The sequence below is a fragment of the Flaviaestuariibacter terrae genome (assembly GCF_054777635.1).
This window is the reverse complement of record NZ_BAAHAL010000006.1, coordinates 582311-601065: the sequence shown is the minus strand read 5'-3', so window position 1 is coordinate 601065 and position 18755 is coordinate 582311. Positions and strand designations below refer to the sequence as shown.

The 18755-nt window shown below is 57.9% G+C and carries 16 protein-coding genes and 2 tRNA genes; 5 read left to right on the top strand and 13 right to left on the bottom strand.

Features of this window, described 5'->3' with window-relative positions; genetic code table 11:
• Positions 1–5: 5 nt before the first annotated feature.
• Complete coding sequence (locus tag ACYU7Z_RS03330) at positions 6–1391, bottom strand: undecaprenyl-phosphate glucose phosphotransferase (protein WP_460567345.1); 1386 nt, start codon at positions 1389–1391, stop codon at positions 6–8.
• Between the two features lie 128 nt (positions 1392–1519).
• On the opposite strand from ACYU7Z_RS03330, the gene ACYU7Z_RS03325 reads away from it, so the two are divergent.
• Positions 1520–2188, top strand: a complete 669-nt coding sequence (locus tag ACYU7Z_RS03325) for a hypothetical protein (RefSeq protein ID WP_460567343.1) — start codon at positions 1520–1522, stop codon at positions 2186–2188.
• Between the two features lie 65 nt (positions 2189–2253).
• Here ACYU7Z_RS03325 and ACYU7Z_RS03320 read toward each other — a convergent pair whose 3' ends face one another.
• From ACYU7Z_RS03320 to ACYU7Z_RS03270, 11 genes are all read right to left on the bottom strand, one after another.
• On the bottom strand, positions 2254–2739 hold the full coding sequence (locus ACYU7Z_RS03320) for a glycosyltransferase (RefSeq protein WP_460567341.1): 486 nt from the start codon (positions 2737–2739) through the stop codon (positions 2254–2256).
• Positions 2736–3197, bottom strand: a complete 462-nt coding sequence (locus tag ACYU7Z_RS03315; protein WP_460567339.1) for an oligosaccharide biosynthesis protein Alg14 — start codon at positions 3195–3197, stop codon at positions 2736–2738. The genes ACYU7Z_RS03320 and ACYU7Z_RS03315 overlap by 4 nt, the downstream gene beginning before the upstream one ends.
• Positions 3194–4321: a glycosyltransferase family protein gene (locus tag ACYU7Z_RS03310; protein WP_460567337.1), complete on the bottom strand. Its 1128-nt coding sequence runs from the start codon at positions 4319–4321 to the stop codon at positions 3194–3196. Before ACYU7Z_RS03310 ends, ACYU7Z_RS03315 begins: the two co-directional genes overlap by 4 nt.
• Before the next feature lie 23 nt (positions 4322–4344).
• Complete coding sequence (locus tag ACYU7Z_RS03305) at positions 4345–5196, bottom strand: glycosyltransferase family 2 protein (RefSeq protein WP_460567335.1); 852 nt, start codon at positions 5194–5196, stop codon at positions 4345–4347.
• A 49-nt stretch (positions 5197–5245) separates the two neighbouring features.
• Entirely contained in the window at positions 5246–5878 is a 633-nt protein-coding gene (locus ACYU7Z_RS03300) for a polysaccharide deacetylase family protein (protein WP_460567333.1), read from the bottom strand.
• 10 nt (positions 5879–5888) lie between these two features.
• Positions 5889–7139 carry an O-antigen ligase family protein gene (locus ACYU7Z_RS03295; RefSeq protein WP_460567331.1) on the bottom strand — a complete coding sequence of 417 codons (1251 nt, stop codon included), beginning with the start codon at positions 7137–7139 and terminating at the stop codon, positions 5889–5891.
• Positions 7140–7166: 27 nt separating this feature from the next.
• Positions 7167–8306, bottom strand: coding sequence for a hypothetical protein (locus ACYU7Z_RS03290; RefSeq protein WP_460567329.1), 1140 nt, complete (start codon positions 8304–8306; stop codon positions 7167–7169).
• Positions 8307–8333: 27 nt separating this feature from the next.
• Positions 8334–9677 carry an MATE family efflux transporter gene (locus ACYU7Z_RS03285; RefSeq protein ID WP_460567327.1) on the bottom strand — a complete coding sequence of 448 codons (1344 nt, stop codon included), beginning with the start codon at positions 9675–9677 and terminating at the stop codon, positions 8334–8336.
• Between the two features lie 7 nt (positions 9678–9684).
• Positions 9685–10239 carry a transcription termination/antitermination NusG family protein gene (locus ACYU7Z_RS03280; RefSeq protein ID WP_460567325.1) on the bottom strand — a complete coding sequence of 185 codons (555 nt, stop codon included), beginning with the start codon at positions 10237–10239 and terminating at the stop codon, positions 9685–9687.
• 92 nt (positions 10240–10331) lie between these two features.
• On the bottom strand, positions 10332–12695 hold the full coding sequence (locus ACYU7Z_RS03275) for a GumC family protein (protein ID WP_460567323.1): 2364 nt from the start codon (positions 12693–12695) through the stop codon (positions 10332–10334).
• 12 nt (positions 12696–12707) lie between these two features.
• Positions 12708–13484, bottom strand: a complete 777-nt coding sequence (locus ACYU7Z_RS03270) for a polysaccharide biosynthesis/export family protein (RefSeq protein ID WP_460567321.1) — start codon at positions 13482–13484, stop codon at positions 12708–12710.
• A 97-nt stretch (positions 13485–13581) separates the two neighbouring features.
• Here ACYU7Z_RS03270 and ACYU7Z_RS03265 point away from each other — a divergent pair.
• Together ACYU7Z_RS03265 and ACYU7Z_RS03260 are read left to right on the top strand one after the other, a co-directional pair.
• A tRNA-Ser gene (locus ACYU7Z_RS03265) sits at positions 13582–13666 on the top strand.
• A gap of 294 nt (positions 13667–13960) precedes the next feature.
• Positions 13961–14791 (top strand): CHAD domain-containing protein, encoded by an 831-nt coding sequence (locus tag ACYU7Z_RS03260; protein WP_460567319.1) that lies wholly within the window; start codon positions 13961–13963, stop codon positions 14789–14791.
• Positions 14792–14877: 86 nt separating this feature from the next.
• On the opposite strand, the gene ACYU7Z_RS03255 is transcribed toward ACYU7Z_RS03260, so the two are convergent.
• A complete protein-coding gene (locus ACYU7Z_RS03255) occupies positions 14878–15477 on the bottom strand; it encodes an LURP-one-related/scramblase family protein (protein WP_460567317.1) in 600 nt (199 codons plus the stop codon).
• 91 nt (positions 15478–15568) lie between these two features.
• Here ACYU7Z_RS03255 and ACYU7Z_RS03250 point away from each other — a divergent pair.
• A tRNA-Ser gene (locus ACYU7Z_RS03250) sits at positions 15569–15655 on the top strand.
• A 609-nt stretch (positions 15656–16264) separates the two neighbouring features.
• A complete protein-coding gene (locus ACYU7Z_RS03245; RefSeq protein ID WP_460567315.1) occupies positions 16265–18733 on the top strand; it encodes an aminotransferase class V-fold PLP-dependent enzyme in 2469 nt (822 codons plus the stop codon).
• The last annotated feature ends 22 nt before the right edge of the window (positions 18734–18755 follow it).

The following is an 18755-nucleotide window of genomic DNA, read 5'->3' as shown; positions in this document are numbered from 1 at the left end:
CGCCCTCAATACGCATTCTCCTCGCCCTTGATGATATTGTAGGCCGTGAGAAAGATGATCTTCACGTCGAGCCAGAAGCTCCAGTTTTCCATATACCAGATGTCGTGCTCGATGCGGCCCTGGATATCGCGCAGGTCCTTGGTTTCACCGCGGTAGCCGTTGACCTGTGCCCAGCCCGTGATTCCGGGCTTGAGGAAGTGGCGGATCATGTACTTGTTGATGACCGTGCGGTAGTTGTCGTTCATCTTGAGCGGGTGCGGCCTTGGACCGCAGACGCTCATGCTGCCGAGCAGCACGTTGAAGAACTGCGGGAGCTCGTCGAGCGAGGTTTTGCGGATAAAGCGGCCCACGCGCGTGATGCGGTCGTCGTCTTTCGTGGCCTGCTTGTACTCGGTGTCCTTTTCGGCCACCTTCATCGAGCGGAACTTGAAGACCTTTATGATCTTCTTGTCGCGCCCCAGTCGGTTCTGGGTAAAGAACACCGGCCCTTTGGAATCGATTCGAATGACCAGGGCGATGATCGGCACCAGCCAGCTCAGCAGGAACAGGATCACGAGGGAGCTGAAGGCGATATCGAAGGCGCGCTTCATGATCTTGTTGCCAAGCTCCGTGAGCGGCTCGCGGCGCAGGCTGAGTACGGGCACGTCATCCAAAAAATCGACGTGCATCGCGCGGTTGATGAACAGGTTGTAGTCGAGCACGAAGCGCACTCGGATGAAATTGTCTTCCGCGATCTCGGCCAGCTCGTAGAGATACTCGTTGTCCTTCGGCAGCAGGGTCGAATAGATCTCCGTTACGCCATTTTGCACCGAGTAGTCGAGGCAGTCCTTGAGGTTGCCCAGGATCGGGTAGAGCGACAGCTCCTGGACTTTGTTATAATCCTCGAAATACCCCTCGATGCGGATGTCGCGGTTGTTCTCGTCGAGCATTTCCGCCACCCGCTTGCCCATGTCGTTGTAGCCGAGAATGGCTACGCGGCGGAGCGAGCGCTCCTCGAACTGCACATAGCGGCTGATCCCGATATACAGCAGCCTCGTTACGAGCAGGATGCCGCCAAAGCCAAGGAGAAAGTGGGTGAGAAAAGAGCGGGAGAACGAATGGTTGCTGAAGAAGATATATAGCACACCGACCTGAAGGAAGAGAAACCAAGCTTTTGCCGAGTTCTTGATGAAGATTTCCGCTTTAAAAAAGGTCCTCGGGCTGTAAAGTGAGAAAATAAAGCAACAAAAAATCCAGAGTACGTTGAGCAGCACGAAAAACAACAGGTAGCCGCTGTTGAGCGGACCGCTGCGGTCCTGCGAGAACAGGTACAGTACATAAGCGATGTTAAGCGCTGCCAGGTCCAGAAAAGAGAAAAGGAATTGGAACGCGCTGAAATGTCGTCGGTTCATGTCGGCTTTAGGTTGGGTTCCTCCTTGGCACTGCAGTTGCAACACTGCACAGGAAGGCCTGTCCTTCAGTTGAAATTTTCGTGCCGCAAGGCATTGTAACCTTAATCGTCATACAAAAAGCAACTACCATGAAAATCACAGCACTCCTGTGCGCCTCCCTCTTCATTTCCGGCGCACTTTTCACCTCCTGCAAGAAGAACAGCAGCGACAATCCAACAGGACCTACGAGCGCCGACTCGGCCCACGTTACCTTCAAGGTGAAAGCGATCAACCAGGACTCGGGCCTGATAAAATTCACCGCGGTAACCGGAACCGGCAAGCAGGTAGCCTTTAAGGGCGACGGCACCAGCCGCGTGGAGGTGTACCAATACAACTTCCAGCCGTCGGACTTCTTCGGCAGCGGCGGCTTTACGCTCACAACCGTTCCCGTGAAGCCCGGCACCTACACCAACGCCGAGTTCAACTACCAGATGATCCCTTCGCGCGACCCCGCGCTCAAGCTCGTGGGAAGCACGATGATCAACGGCGCCTCGGTTCCGGTAGAGGTAAATATTGACCAGTTTGTAGAGATCGCTACCAAGCTGCCTACGGTCACCCTCGAAGCCAACCACACCTACACCGCCACGATTGCGCTCGACCTGAAGCAGGTACAGGCAGGAATCTTCCCCGGCGACCTGGCCAACGCCACGCGCACGAACGGCAAGATCGTTATCGCCTACTATTCCAACGCGAGCCTGCTGCCGGTGATCATCAACAACATCAACAACGTGATTCAGCACCAGGTGTCGTTCCAGTAAGATCGTTACCGAATCAGAAAGACGGGCAGGTGCCCGTCTTTTTTTTATGTGCTCCCCTGAAGTAATTACCCGATAAAGGCTTCCAGCGACCCAAGCAGCTCGTCGGAGGCGTGTTGCCGGATCCGGACAGCACCGGGTAGGTCGCCGCTGCTGAAAGCCGTCAGGGCCTCCTCCAGTTGCTCCTTAGTTTCGGCCATCTGCAGGTAGCCCTGCTCCACGAAGGCCCGGGCGGTATGTACCTGGTGGTTGTCGCGGGTTTCGCGGTGCTCGGCGCGGCGCGGAAACACGATGATCGGCTTTTCCAGCTCCAGCACGTTCAGGATGCTCCCGATACCGGCATGCGCAACGACGAGGTCGGCGTCAAGCAGGTATTGCCGGAACTGGGCGGGCGGAATAAAGTCCAAAGCCTCGATATGCCGGCCCCTGAAGGGATGGCCGGTGGTCGTTTGCACAACGAAGCGCAAGCCCGGGAATTGCGGCGCGAGTTCATCGATGATCCGGAGCAGCCGCGGAAAGGGCTCCTGGCTGCCGATCGTAACAAATACATTCATAGTACAGATCCCTGGTAGATGACGCGACCGCCGGCCAAGTGCGGCCATTGGGTATAAACGCGGTCGCAGAATTTGAGGGCGATGCGCCCGCTCAACGATATTTTCTCGGCGTGGCAGATGCTTTCGATCCAGATCGTGCGGGCCCCGAGCATTTTGCCCACCAGCAGGCCGAGCACGCCCGGGGCTGCACCCGTGGAGATCACCACCTGTGGCTTGCTGCATCGCAAAACGCGCGCAATCCGGAGAAACACCGGCAACACTTTCCATTTCTGCCAGCGGCTTACTTCCGGCACCAGGTGAAAGGGATAGCCTTTCACGGTTTCGGCAAAGCCCTGGTTGGTGGAGCAGTAAACGACCTCGTGCTTTTCCAGTAACGGGCGGAGGCGAACAAGCTCTATCCAGTGTCCCCCGCCCGAAGCGATGGCCACGATTCGTTGTTTCGGTTTGGTCGGGCTCATAGGGAAGGCGTAAGTCCGGCTTTTTCACGGACAGGCGTCAGCTGCGCCTGCTGGTAATACAATTGCTTGATCTGCCGCACCCGGGCCTCCCAGCTGTTGCCACGGGCCACCTGGATCCGTTGCTTCGACCGCTCCGGGCTGTCTTCCGCAAGGGCACGCCGGCAGGAGTCGAGGAAGTTTTCCTTGCGGCATTTATACACGAGCCCTTCCCCGAATTCCCAATTGCGGATATTCGGCATATCGGTCAGGATCGCCGGCTTTCCCATGGCGAGGTAGAGCCACAGCTTGTTGGGCGTTGCGCCTTTGTTGAGCCGGCGCAGGTCGTAGGGGGCGATGCAGGCATCGGCTTCCTGGATGGCGTCATACAGTTCCTTGCCGGTCTTCGGTCCCAGCATCCGCGCATTCTCATGCCGCCCGAGCCGCTCGCGGTTCGCCGCATTTGCCGGCCCGATAAAGTGAATGATGTAATTATCGAGGAGCTCGTCGACAAGCTCGAAATCAAGGTTGTTATCGAGGTAGCCAACCAGTGCGAGCACCGGCAGACCGCTGCGCTTCGGCCGGTCGAACGAAACCTCGTAATCGATTTCCGGAGCACCCAGCGGCACTACATGCGTTGCCGGATTGTAGCGGCCGATCTTGCCGCCCATATACTCGGAGGTGACCACGCAAAGGCGGGCCTTGCTGGCTACAAGCCGCTCGGTACGCGTATGGTAAAGATTGACCAGGTATGGGTTGAAGTTGCCGAAGCCTACGTTGTCGTCGGCACAGTAGAAGATGACGTTGTCGAAAAACCGGTGGATCCCGGGAGCCGTGTAGTCGAAGCTGATGACCAGCTCGAAGTCCACTCCCAGCGCACGGACCTCGCGGAGCAACCAGTTGTGGTAGGTTTCGTTGACCAGCGGCGTGCGGTAGCGTACGCGGTAATCGATCCAGTAATAGGGCGTGATCACGAACACGTTGGGCTCTGCCTCGTGCACTTCGACACGCGGTCTGCCGGTGCGGTTCTTTTCGACAAAGTAAACGGCGCCTTCTTTCTTCAGCTCGTGGGCCACCTGGTGCCGCGCACGGGGCGGCTCATCCCAGCAGGTGACCGTGGTGTAAATGAGGTAGTTTGGAGTATTCATGGACGGTTGCCGGTTTTAGGTCGTTAGGCGGACTGGCGGAGCACTCGCCGGTGCCGCAGCGTATGCACAAATCCCTCGAGGCGCCCGCGGAAAATATTGTAAAACTCGCCTGACTTCTTCCGGTTCATCGTGACCATCATCTTGAGCAAAGGAGCCATCATGCCGCGCAGGATTACCATGTAGGGTATATCGTAAACTGCATAAACCATACCCATGCCCCGCTGCCGCGCGCGGATCACCTCGGGTGTGCGCGTCTGCACCGGGATGTAGTTATGGTTGACCCGGATGCTCGCCTCGTAGTAGATATGCAGGCCGCGGTGCATGGCGCGGAAGGTGAGCTCGCTGTCTTCTCCCCCGCCGATAAACTGGCCGATCCCCACGTTGTCGAGAAAGCCGCCAAGGGACACGAAGGCGCTTTTGCGGTAAAACTGAACGTAGGTAACATAGCCCACCGAACGGAAGGAAAAAAGCTCCTTACTCGTCAGCCGGCGCGAAAGGTCGTGGCGATAGGGATTCTGAACCCAGTTGATGATCAGCAGGTCGGTATCGGGCTGCCGCTCGAAGTGCAACTGCGCACCCTTGAAGGCGCCGGGCTCGTACCAGCAATCGTCGTCGGGAAAACAAATGATGTCGTACCGGGCTTGGCTGGCACCAAGGTTACGTGCCTTCGACTGGTTGGCCTCGGTAAGCTTGATATGACGGAGGGGAAGCCGGCTGCTGTACTCGGCCATCAGGTTGTCGAGCAATCCATCGGTGTTCTGGTCCACGATGATTAATTCGCATAGGGTTGATGGTCCCGCCAAAACCGAATCGAAAAGACGGCGCAACTCGTCCTTTCTCCGGTAGGTGGCGACTACCGCGGAGATGCCTTTCATATCGGGTACTTTAGGTTTTTCGTAGGTCCTAAATCATTCGATAATAATCTCACAAATTGTGCTCCGGAATCGCCGCGAAGCTGTAGCCTAGCGCTGAAAAGTCCGCGAGCAGGCGTGGCAAGGCGTGCCGCAGGTTTACCGCAGCGGCATCGTTGTCATGAAAGACGACAATGGAGCCCGGACGCAGGTGCTTCGCAACGTTCCGGTAGCATTGTTCGGGGCTTGTTTGCGCATCAAAATCCCCACTCAGAATACCCCACATGATCACCTGCAGGCCCTGCTCGCGGCGCAGGCGGCGCACCTGGAAGGGCGTTACATGCCCATGCGGCGGGCGGAACAGCCGCGTGTGGAGCAAGGCGTCGGCCTTCGCGACGTCGCCGTAATAGTCGGCATTTCGCGTACGCCAGCCGTCGGGATGATTCCAGGTATGGTTGCCGATGCTGTGTCCCTCGTCGCGGATGCGGTTGACGATGTCGGGGTAGCGCTCGGCCTGCCGGCCAAGGCAGAAGAACGTTCCCTTTGCATTCCGGCGGGCGAGCTCGTCGAGCACGAAGGGCGTCAGCTCCGGGTGCGGCCCGTCGTCGAAGGTCAGGTAAGCCGTCTTTGTAGCCGACGGCAGCTCCCAGGTCACGCGCCCGTATAGTTTTTTCAGCCAGGAAGGTTTTGTAACGTAGTAGCCCATAGCCAATTTGTTAAGCGCCGGCCAGCAGCGTTCCTTCTGCCGCGGCTTCCGGCGCAGGCTCTGTCGCTTCCTCCGGTTGCAGGAACAGGTACCAGAACACGAGGCAGAGCAACACGAAGTAGAGGTGCTTCTCGCGGAACAGGCTTGCTTCGGTGATATTGTTGATGAGAACGATCAGCGGGATAAAATAGAGCACGGGCTCGTCAAAGGAGGCGCGCCGGAAAATGCTCGCGACCATCCGCAGCAGGAAGAAGACCACCAGTACAAGCCCGATGATCCCGGTATTGACAAGGATGTCCATATACCCATTGTGCCCTTGCCCCGGCCACCACTCGAGCTCGTGGATATGCGAGTAAGGATTGTATTCGTCCTGGGTAAGCCAGTAGCCGCCGTAGCCAAAGCCCTCGGTCATGCGGTGCTGCTCGGCAAGGTCGTCGCGGAGGATCTCCCACACGCCGGTGCGGCCGGTAAAGGTCATGTCGCGGTTGTTGACGCCCAGTGGCGTGGACGTTGTGCCGCGGATCTTGTCGAGGTAAGGAACGATGATGCCCACCGCTATGATGACCACGAAGAGCGGCTTCAGCAGGAAGCGCAGCTGGAAGCACACGAAGAGCACGATCACGCCGCCCAGCGAGGTCATCGAGTCGCACTTCAGCATCTGGTACACAATGGCCGCGTCGAGCAGGAGCAGCAGCGCCAGGGGAATGCCCTCCCGCTTGTGAAAGTTGATGACGATGAAGGCAAAGGCGAGAAACTGACCCATGTTGTTGGGCGACGAGAAAAGGCCCTGGATGCGGCTGCTGTCTTCCATGTTCCAGGCGGCCTGGCCGGGAAACAGGATCATAAAGGCGAGGTTGCCGAGTGCGAAGCCAATGGCAAATTGCTTCAGCACATCGAACAGCCGCGCGCGGCCCAGCACGTTGACGATCACGTAGCACTGCAGCACGGTGAGCAGCATTCGCGTCAGCTGGTGCGATGCGTTCGCCTTCATCCCGGGCAGCACCCAAAACATCGACAGCAGTGCGAAGGCCAGGAACAGGAACAGGGCGCCCGAGCCGGCCAGGGACACGCGGATCTCGTCGGAGAAGAACAGGTACGCCACCGACAGGCAGATGAGGACGAAGCTGAGGAAATTGATTACCGCGTCGAGGGGGGCCAGCGCGGGGATGGCAGCAAAAAGCGCTCCCGTAGGCAGGAGAAACAGGAACAGCTGCAGCGGCCCCAGGAGGAAAGCGACCGGTTTACTTGTAATGAAGTTCATGGACGGGTGTCTTCTCTAACACAAGGATCAGGCCGAAGCGGCCATGGCGGCAACCGGGGCACGGCGGCTGCGGGCGTTGCGCTCGGTAAGGAGGCGGATGCTCGTCTTCTCGGCGTTCAGGTACAGCTGCCCGTACTTCCCGCTGGCGATGGCCGCCACGATCGCCGCCGGCGACAGGTACTGATCGTAGTACTCTTTTGTATTGCTGACGAGGCGTGCCACTGTGGGCGCATCAAACGAAAGTGCCTCCTGCAGCTTCTCTGTGAAGTTGCCGTTGTGGTACACGACCGCGTTGATGCCGTCCTGCAGCGCCGGCGCAAAGAGCCTTGCGTACTCTTCGTGGATGATCGGCACCGTTCCCACCGACATTGCTTCGTAAATATTGTGCGAGAGGGGCATGAACACGCCGGGGCAGGCGATGAAGAAGGCGTAGTTGGCGATGATCCCGCGCAGGTCGCGCTGGTCGATGATGAAATTCTTCTTGTCAACAATGTCGATGGCGCCATCGGCGGCTTCTGCCCGCAGCGACTCCTCCGACAACGGGAACCGGCAGTTGTCCAGCGCGCACAGCTGCCTGCTGATGGCAAGCCGGTCGAGCATGTCGAAGTTGCCCGAGCTCGAAAAGATCTTGTATTCGGTAGCGTCGAAGTTGCCGGCAAAGAACACGGACAGCTTGCGGCGGCTGTCGTCGTACGGAGTGTTCCAATAGCCGTATTTGTACATATACGGGTGCATCCCGATGGGAATATGGTAGTAGCCCGCCCCTTCGGCGGGCGAGCTGCGGAAGTAATCATTGGAAATGCCGGCAACGCCGCTGCGGCCCGGGCGGTCGCTGAAGCAAAGTGCCCCCTCGGGAGGCCGCGAGGCGAAGCTCACTGTGCCTTCCTCCACGATAAAGCGCGAATAATCGTCGCCGAGGCTCAGCAGGAAGGGGATGTTTTCGTTGAGATAAACCTGGTAGCCTTCGGACTCGAAATACTTCACCAGGATATAGAGGTAGCGCACGTAGCTGTTGCGGTGCAGGTCGAGCCAAACGGATTTCGCGTCCGCTCCCGCCGGCGACGGGTCGTCGCGCCGGAGCAGGTATTGGCGAAACAGGTCGACGTCTTTGAGCTTCTTGCGCATCTTGCGTTGTACGCGAAACAGGAGCCGGTTGATCTTTTCCATAACGAACGATTAGGTTGAGTTGTCTCTTCAGCGGCGCGAGGGAATCAGTTTGAGGGCATTGCGGTAAAAGCGCATCGGCTGGTAGCAGCCCGGGTCGATCACCTTGAGCGAGCGCAGCCGGAAGTGCGCCAGGAAGAGCAGGAACACGAGGAGCTCCGCAAGCGGCCAGGCCATCGCCGCACCCGTGGCGCCACTGCTGCGGGTCAGCGCGAACAGCAGCCCGATGTTGACGGCAAAGCCAAGCAGCATGTACTTCATGTAGGGCCCGTCCATCTTCAGGTTAAGCATGATGTGCTGCCCGAGCGCCGTGTTCAGGTTGGAGAAGAGGAGCCCAAAGCAGAAGATCCGCAGCAGCGGTATCGCCGCGATGAATTCTTTGCCGAATACAAACCCGATCAGCTGCGGCGCGAGCAGCAGGGTGCCGAGCGACATCAGCAGCGTGAGGAGGAAGACGTAGGGAAGCGTTTTGCGTACGCGCTCCATGCCCGCCTCGTGCGAGCCCACGAAGGCTTCGCCGAAGATGGGAAACAGGACCGTGTTGAGGGGCATCGAAACGATGCTTTGCACGATGATCACAATGCGAAGACCGGCTGTGTAAAAGCCGGTATCGTGCGCGGGTAACAGCGAGCCCGCGATGATGATGTTGGTAAGCTGCGCCTGGTTGCGCACGAGCTCCACGGCAGAAATATGCCGGATATCCTTCAGCGTTCCCAGCAACTGGTTGAAGCGTGGTGTCACGATCCTGATGCCGTAGCGGCGAAGCGCGTAGCGCAGCGAGAAGAAGGATACGCCGACGTGTGCGAGGCTCGTGATCAGCGGGTGGTAGATATAGTCGCTCCGCTCGCGGATGACCAGCACAATGGCTACCGAGAAGGTCAGCTTCGAAAAGAAGCTGAAGATGGCGAATTTCTTCGTCTCCTGCATGGCATGGTACATCCAGCTTGGATTGATCACCCAGCCGAAGCAGTAGAGGAAGGCGAAGAGACAGACGCTTTTTTCGCGCGCCAGCTGCGGCACACAGAATACGAGTACCGTGAACACGACGGCGCACATCGCCAGGATACCTGTTTTCGCGGCCACGATGCGGCTGACCACGGCATTGATGGCCTCCGGGTTGTCGCGGTTCTGGATGATATGCCGCACACCGTACAGGTCAAAGCCGGCATTGATGAACAGCACGAAGTAGTAGACGTACGCGAAGATGTAATTGATAAGGCCGTAGTTGCCCGGGCCGATGATCCGCGAGATGATCGGCAGGGTTACCATAGGCAACACATAGTTGCCGATCTGCAGCAGGGAGAGCGAAAAGAAATTCACCAGGGCTTTTCGCTTTCCCTGAGCGGCGGTTACGGTCGGGGTGGTCTGGTTCATCTATATCTTAGCTGGCGTCGGTATATCGGTAATAGGGATAGAGTTGCGGAACGGGTGCCTCTACGTTTTGCTGCTGCTTTTGCGGCAGGTCGGCGATCAGTACATAGCCGAGCGACGACAGTGAGCTGCTTACGGTGTGCTGCATGCGGGCTACGCGGTTATCGGAATTATCGGGCTCAACTACCGAAAGGGCTACCGGCTCGTGGCGAACGGCCGTGCGGGCAGTGCGCACATTCTGGTGGCTGGCGAGGAAGGTCTTGATGAGGGCAATATCGTCTTCGCGGATAACGGCAGGCTGGTTGAGCCAGTGGAGCAGCCCATGGACGCCCTGGATGCGGCGTACTTCTTCGGCCTGTCCTTCCTGGAGGCGTACGAACACGAGACCGGGGAAAAGCGGCTCCAGTTCGGTTGTTTTGAGGAAGCTCCAGGGAGATTTCGTCATACGGAGGGGCAGGTAGGTTTCGAATTTCTTCTTCGTGAGGGTTGAGGCTACTTTCTTCTCGCATTTCGGACGGGTACACAGCGCATACCACTGCCCTGTGTTGGGTAGAAAGGTGTTCATGATGTAGGTTTTATAGGTTAGCAGGTCCGGAAAGGCCGGACGGAAAAAAAAACTAAGCGATTGGTCCTCTGGCGGTGGAATCGGCGTGGTATCTAAGCTTTTCTGACCTGCGCGCGGCGCGCTTTCAGATTCGGCTTGCCGAAGGTGGTTTGGAGCCCTTGCAGGAAAGCCCGCAGTGGCCTATAGTGTTCCGTAGGAATACGGTGCTGGCTCGTTCCGTACCCGTAACCAGCGTTGGCTCCGAAGTACCCGCGGGACCGGACGCCGTTGAAAACGAGCGAGAGGTTACCAAGGGCTTTTACAGGATGCGTTTCGTCCAGCTTTCGGATAAGGGATTTCGGGGTCCAGGCATGGCGCACCACGTACAGCGTCAAATCACTCCACTCGGCCAGGATGTAGGCGTCTGTGGATGTTCCTACCGGTGCGGCATCAAGGATAATAAAATCAAAGGTTTCTTCCAGGTAGTCAAACAGCGGGGCCAGCTTGCCATTCAGTAATAATTCCGTCGACTGCACTTCTGTATTCCCGGCCGGTATCACAAACAGGTTGGGATAGTCGGTGCCTTTGATGATTTCGTAGGGTTCCGTTTCGCTCTCCAGGAAATCAGCAAGTCCGTTGCCTCCTTCCTGGGTAAAGATCCGTTGTTCCTGCCCGGAATGCAGGTCCGTCTGTATCAAAACAACTTTCTTGCCAGAGAGCGACAGATTCCATGCAAGGTGCTCGGCCACGAACGTTTTTCCTTCGCCCTCGATGCTGGACGTAATTAAAATTTTCTTTTTACCGGCCGACTTGCTGAACAGCCCCGCAGCCACACCCAAATGACGCATTTGCTCCCCGATTGCAGGTTGCGGCTTCGTGAGATCGCCCCGCACCTCGGCTACCTCGCCGATCACGGGAAGGCCCGTCAGCTCTTCGAGCTCGTAGCGGAAAAGAAGTCTGCGGCTCGCGGTTTCGCGCAGCGTTACATAACCGATGCCCACGCCAAGAGCCAGCAGCAGCGCGGCTCCCAGGATGAAGGGCTTATTGGGGCTTACCGGAAGCAGCGTGGCGCGCGCGGTTTCGACAACCTTACTGTCGGGGATATTCGACGCCGACGAGATGGCGGTTTCCTCGCGCTTCTGCAGCAGGAAGGAATAAATGCTGTTCTTAATCGATTGCTGGCGGCTAACGTCGAGCAGCTCGCGCTCTTTCTGCGGAATGGTCTGCAGCAGGTTGTTGTAGCCCGAGTTGGTCTGGCTCAGATCGCGCTGGCTGGCCTGCAGCCCGCGGCGCTGGCTGCGGATGTTCTCGAGGATACCGGGGCGCATCGATTCGATCTGGTCGTTGAGCGCAAGCATCGAGGGGTGATTCTCGGCGGTCGTCTTCCGGAGGCGGTCGCGCTCAAGCTCGGTCTCATACAGCTTCTGGAGCAATCCGGAAAGCAGCGGGTCTTCCACGCCCAGTGTAGACGGAGCCACAATACTTTTTCCGTCATTGGAGTTGAGGTAGTGCTCCACCTGGTCGAGCACGGCGATCTTCATCGTGATCTCGGCTAGACGCTGGTCGTTGTCGCCGACATTCTTCAGGTACAGTTTGCCCTGCTCGCTCAGGTCCACCACGTTGTTGCGGGCCTTGTAGCTCTGGATCTGCTTTTCAACCGTACTGAGCTCCCGCTGCACGATGCGCATACGCTCGTCGACAAAGGCGATCGTATTGCGGGCTACCGTGTTCTTGTAGTCGATGCTCGACTCGTTGTAGTTGCGGATAAGAGTGTTGAGGATGTCTTCGCCGCGCTCGGGCACTTCGTCGCGCATTTTGAGGCGTACGATGCTCGACAGCTTGCCGGCGGGTGTTACCTCAAGGCGCTTGATGATCCCGGCCGATACGACGCGGGGATCGAAGAGGCGAAAATAGAGCGGGTGTTCGGCCGCCTTACGGAAATGCGGGTTCATGCTGAACTGCAAAACCCCGTAGGGGGTGACCACCGGCTCCTGGAGCGGGTAAGCCTTACCCGCGAGCACAACTTTCTGGCTGCGGCTGTCGAACTGGAAAGGTATGGGCGCCGTTTCTTTCAGCTTCTCCGGGTTGAGTGCCGTGATATCGACCGGCGAGGTGGTATAGGCAGCACGATCGGCAATGCGGCCCTGCTCGTAAATGGGCGCATACAGGTGCAGCCCGCGCACGACCTCGTCGATTAGGTTGCGCGATTGCAGCACGACGACCTCGTTCTCGACGATCTTCTTCGCCGAGGCTATGTTGAGCGCTTCGGAGATCGAGAGCTCGTCGGCGCCCTTCTTCTCGTCTTTGATCAGGAGCGTTGCATTGGCCTCGTAAAGCGGCGTCGCGTAGCGCAGGTAGGCAAGCGCGGCCAGCCCGAAAAGCAGGGCGAGCACGACGAAGAGTGGCCAATACGGGAGATAGCGGAAGCTGAGCTGTTCAGCCAGCGAGGTGTTTTTGTTCTTGGGGCGGTTTAGCATGATCATCCGGTTTTACCGTGTGAATCGGTCAAGGATGATGGCAACAAAGGACAGGCCACTTAAGACGATCGGGAGAACTTGGCGGCTATTGGAGGCCGATCCGACGCGGGCTTTGTTGGGTTCCGCGTAGAGGACATCGCCGTTGCGCAGGTAGAAATACGGGGAAGTCAGCAGCTGTTTTGAGTTCAGGTCAATGCGGGTAAGCATCTTTTGGCCGCCTTCGTCACGGATCAGGAGCAGGTTGTCGCGGCGCCCGTAGATCGTCAGGTCGCCGGCAGCGCCCAGGGCTTCGAGGATCGAAATTTTTTCATTGGGTACCGGCACCACCTGCGGATGGCCCACTTCACCGAGCACCGTCACGCGAAAATTGAGGAAGCGGATGGACACAACAGGGTCGAGGAGTAGTTTTTTGTCCAGAAGCTGGTTGCGGATATCGTCCGTCAGCATCTTCTTGGATACTGATCCGGCGCGCACCTTTCCGAGTACCGGAAACTGGATGTAGCCATCGGGATCTACGAGGTAGCCCGTGGCCACCACCGAGTTGGTGCCGTTGAGCGGGATCGTCGTGGCGTTATTGAACATCACCGCGGCCTCGGGGCTCGGCGAGCTGACCTGGATCGAGAGGATGTCGCCGGGATGGATGAGTTGCAACTCGGGCTCCGGGCTCGGCACGGTCAGGTTCGCGGGAACATCGGTGAAGTAGGCGGTCTTCTTCGTATTGACGCAGGAAGCGCTTAGCATGAGCAGGACGCCCAGGAGCGGAAGGAGTCGGCGGGAGGTTGTAGGCATACTTGAAGAGCGGCGTTAGGCGCCGCTGTGCCCATCCGCACAATTCATATGCCACCGCAGTTTTGGCTGTTTGTGCCGCCGCCCCTATCTTCGTTTCGGAGAGATGGCAGAGCGGTCGATTGCGGCGGTCTTGAAAACCGTTGACTGTTACAGGTCCGGGGGTTCGAATCCCTCTCTCTCCGCCTCCACCCGCCGAAGCTCGATAGAGCGAAGGCGGGTTTTTCTTTTTTAGCACCCCGCTTCTGCGGCGGGTTTCGGCCGACGCAGTCCGCCAGGTGGTTCGAAATTCTTCAGAAATTTTACTGTGGCGATCAGGTCTTCGAAAAATGAGTTCGAAACCTGTCCCCTCCTGCCGGAGCGCCTCCCCCGCTCCACGGAGCAGCTTTGGGAAGCCCGGCACATACACGGCGCTGTCTCCATCGAAAGCCTGTCCTAACTTCGAATGAAGGAAAAGGCAACTGCCTCGCAGAAGCCGTATGAAAAAGAAGGATGCCCTTTCGTTCCTCCGCCAAAGATGCCATGCGTTGGCGCGCCATTCGGAAAACGTGCTGGAGGAGTTCGCTGCCGAAGACATCCACCAGTTTCGGGTGGAGGTAAAAAAGCTGAGGGCTTTCGTTGCCTTGTGCGGTGCCGGCGGCGAAGCGGCTCGCCCATTGCGTATCGGGAAAAAGATGCACGCCTTTTACCATGCCGTGGGCGAGCTGCGGGGCCTCCAGATCCAGGAAAAAACGGTACTTCGGCTCAGCGCGGCATTCAAGAGTCACGTTCCGTATCACTATCTCGAAAACCTGCAGGCAAAGCAATCCCTCCTGAAAGAAGAAATTCGCCGCCAGCGTTGTTCCTGGTCCCACTCGGGGTTCTGGCGCCGGGCGCGGCGCGTGCTGCAGGAGAACCGGAAAGCCCCGAGGGCCGAAGGATTTCTGCGTAGCACGCAATTGGAGCTGCGCCGGTTGCTGACCGTGGCAACGCCCGGCGAGGAGCAACTGCACGAATTGCGAAAGATCCTGAAAAACCTGTTGTACCTGTGGCCGCTGATTGGCCCGGACATCGCCGAATGCTTCCCGGAAAAAATTATCTCAAAGGAATCCTGTCTTGGGTTAAGTGATACCCTGGGAGCGTTCCAGGATAGGCGTACCGTGCCGGATTACCTGGTTCCCGAACTTTTGGCGGGGGTGCCGCCTCAGGAACTTTTGCTGCTGGAACGAATACGTATTCACTGCAAAAGCTGGAAAACAACGTATAAAGCCGAAGCGTTTTTGCAGCTCCCCGACATGAGGTCCTGGCTCTTCGCCCAAATCGAACCATAGTCTGAAGCATCGATCGTACCGGGCGCGCCGGAAATTCCAGTCCGCCGGCGCATTGCAACGGCGGGCTGGAGTCCTGCGGCGGCAGCTTACTTGCTCTCCTTCAGCACCATGTCGATGGTGATCGCCGTTGCGACAATATTCATCTTGTTGCGGTCTTCGGCGTACTCGGGAACAATGCTCACGTTGTATTTGTCGGCGCTGGTGAAGAGTTCTTTGGCCAGCCCCGCCCACTTCTTATTGATGCTGCCGATCTGCGTGCCGCCGGCATCCATGATGGAAAAGTTCCAGGCCTTCCAGTCGCCGCTGATCTCCGATATCGGTGCGCCGGAGGTATCGAAGATGCGGAAGCGGGGCTTCAGCAGGGTGAATTTCTGCTTGATATAGCCGGTCTCGCTGCCGTTGCCATCGCGGATCGTGATCTTCGAGAGCCAGAAGGTCCAGCCGCGGTGCAGGCTCGCCATCCGCTGCCCGTTGTTGTCGGTCACCTGCAGCTCGAAAGGCATCATCTTTTTGTTCAGCAGGAGGCGCAGCGCCTTTTGCCAGCCAGGCACATGTTGGCGTACCGTGCCGATCGGGAAGCCCGAACCATCGTACACTTTATATTCATTGTGGAATTTGAGAAACTGGACCTTCTCGTCGATAAAATAATCGTTGGTCTCAAAAAAGGCTGGGAAGAAGAGGCTCATGGGCAGTTTTATTGCCCCGAAAATAAGACCTCAGGGGAATTTTTGTTTGCCGTTTTGCGGTTTAACCCTACTTTTGCCAGCCCCAACCAAAGGAGAGATGCCAGAGCGGTTGAATGGGTCGGTCTCGAAAACCGAAGTACGGGCAACTGTACCCAGGGTTCGAATCCCTGTCTCTCCGCCTCCGCCCGCCGAAGCACCAAAGTGCGACGGCGGGCTTTTTTTGGCCCCTGCTGTTTGCAGGCTGCGCCGGACGGAGTCCGCTCTTCCAGAAAAATCGCTGGAAGCGCAACGGCGCCAACAGTCGTGTTCTCCTCAATTTCACCCCGCTATGTTGCTTTTCAACAACAACACGCGCTACTGCCCGGTTGCTGTCTCGTCCGTACGCGACGCTGACCCACTTTTCTGCAACCGGATCGCTTTTTTTTAAAAAAAACAGGAAAGGTCATTTGCGGGTACAACCAAAACAGGATCAATCGTTTTACGCGTCTTCCGGACGGGTTGACTCCGCGCGAACCCGCGAAAAATGGCACAAAGAATGTTAATATTTAATTCGTTCCCAGCATTGCTAACCTACAATCTTTAACCATGAACCGTACGTCGACCCAATTCGCCTTCCCGGCATCTTCCTGCCAGCAGCCCCAACCCTCCCCCGCCGCACATTCCTAAAAACACACAAGAGCGCTCGTCCGAAATACCGGTTGTTCCAAACAGTGGTTTGCAAGCATCCTGTAACCCGGCCGTGCCGGACACCTATACCCGATTGCTAACCCCTTCAACGTATCCCGACATGAAGAACACGATCCTTGTTCTTGGCGGCGATGGCTATTATGGCTGGCCCATTTCACTCAAGCTTGCCGTTACACACCCCGACACGAAAATCATTATCGCCGACAACGAATGGCGCCGCAATACGGTGCGCAAGATCGGCTCGGACAGCCTTATTCCCATTGCGCGCCCGGTGAAGCGCCTCGCCGCATTCCGCGACCTGTACGGGCAGGACAATCTTCAGTACGTGCAGCTCGATGTCAATTCGGCGGCGCTCGAAGACCTGATCCGCGAGGAGCAGCCGCATACCATTTATCATATGGCGCAGCAGTGCTCGGCACCCTATTCGATGCTGGGCCTGGCCGAATCGCTTTATACGATCAACAACAACGAAGGCAATAACATGCGCCTCCTGTGGGCCGTGCGCAAGCATGTGCCCGAAGCCCATGTCATCAAGATGGGCTCGATGGGCGAATACGCGACCTGCGGTGGCATCGATATTGCCGAAGGCTACTTCCATCCCGAGTTCAACGGCCGTAAGGCCGTCAACCCGCTGCCCTTCCCGCGGCAGTCGGACGACGTGTACCATATTTCCAAGATCAACGACAGCAACTACATCTCCATGGCCTGCCGCAAATGGGGCCTCCGCGTCACCGAGGTGATGCAATCGACGCTTTTCGGCGTTTATATCGACGAGATGCAGGACTGCGAAGACCTCTACACCCGCTTCGACTACGACGATATCTTCGGCACTGTCGTCAACCGGTTCCTGACCCAGGCGATGGTCGGCCACCCGCTGACCGTCTATGGCAAAGGCAACCAGACCACCGGGATCATGCCGATGAAAGATGCCGTCAATTCGCTCGAGCTCATTGCCGGAACCGTGCCCGACAAGGGCGCGCACAAGGTGGTGAACCATGTAACGAAGGCGAACTGCAGCATCAACGAGCTGGCAGAGAGTGTACGCGAGCTCGGCGAGGAGCTGGGCTATGCCGTGACCATCAACCATGTTTTCGACCCGCGTAGCGAAAGCGATGCGGTCAAGCACAATATCCGGGTGATGACCGAGCACATCGATAACAACCTGGCTGCCTCGGCCTTCACCGACGTGCTGCGCGAAACCTTCACGCTCATTGCACGGCAGGAGTCGCGCGTGCAGCCGCATGCCTTCACACACCATATCCACGCCTTCAAGGGTCAATATGATTGCGAAGAGCCTGCAACGGAAGTAACGGCCGATGTTGTTTCGGATGAAGCGAGCTGGCGGGTATTTCGTGAAAACAATTTCCCCTCGGGTCGCATCAATCTCAACCCGGGTACGCTCGGCACCGTCTCTGCCGTGGTAAAAAAAGTCCGCGTCGATACGGCCAGCACCCAGCTTGAAGGAAGCCCGCTGGGATTGTACGAGCGGGGACGCACCTGTGTGGCCGCCATCCGCGATATCGCCGCTGAACTCTGGCCCTCCGCCGGGTACGAGCTGGTCGTGGCAAACGGAACCTCGCAAACGATAAACCTCCTGGCCCTGGCGCTTCTCCGCGCGTTTGGCAAAAACGGCGGCAACACCTGCAAGGTGGTGACGTCGCGCCACGAGCATCCCGGAGGCATTGGCGTCTTTGAGCAGCTGCCCGAGTTCGAGGTGCACTACCTCGAAGACGATGTGCTCCACGACGAAGAGCGCTTCCGCTCGGCCATCGGCAGCCTGCAGCCGCAGGTTTCCTTCCTGTCCCATGTGTATTACGCCAGCGGTAACCTTGCGCCCTATGCCTACTGGAGCGAGGTGATCCGCGCCGAGGCGCCGCAGTGCAAGCTTATCCTCGATGTTACCCAATCCATCGGCCTTTACGAATTGCCCTTCGGCACGGCCGATGTGCTGGTAGGCAGCCTGCACAAATGGATCTTCGGGCCATATGGCAGCGGCCTCACCTGGCTCCGCGACGAGTTTCGCGAGTGGCTCGGCGGGCTTTTCTGGAACGGCATGGATGCCGGTACCGAACCGCAGCGCCTCCGACTCGCCCAGCAGGGCGGTCAGGACTTCCACTTGTATGCCGAGATCCTTGAATCGCTTCGATTGTACCGCAACGTCGGGCCCGATCTTATCCTCCGGCGTTCCGGCTACCTGTCGGATCTCTTCCGGCAACAGCTCGAAGAGGTGCTTACGAAATACGAGATCCCTTACAAGATCCTCAACAAGAACGGCGCGGCGCCCATGCTTTCGATCGCTTTCTACGAGCCCATCGCCTACGATCTCTACACGGAATTGAACAGCAAGGAGATTCACTGCAAGTGTATCATGAACTACGCGAAAGACGGGCAGCAATACCATATCCTTCGCTTCGGCCTCCCGTACTACGAAACCACCGAGCGCCTCAACTACGCGGTGCAGATGGTGGACGGCGTGTTGAAGGACCTGCAGAAGGTGGTTCAGATGCCTGCCGTGGTACCGCAGGAAAGCGCGGCGCCCGCCAACAAATCGATCTCGGCGGTTGCCTGATGGCAATGGCCTGTCCTGAATA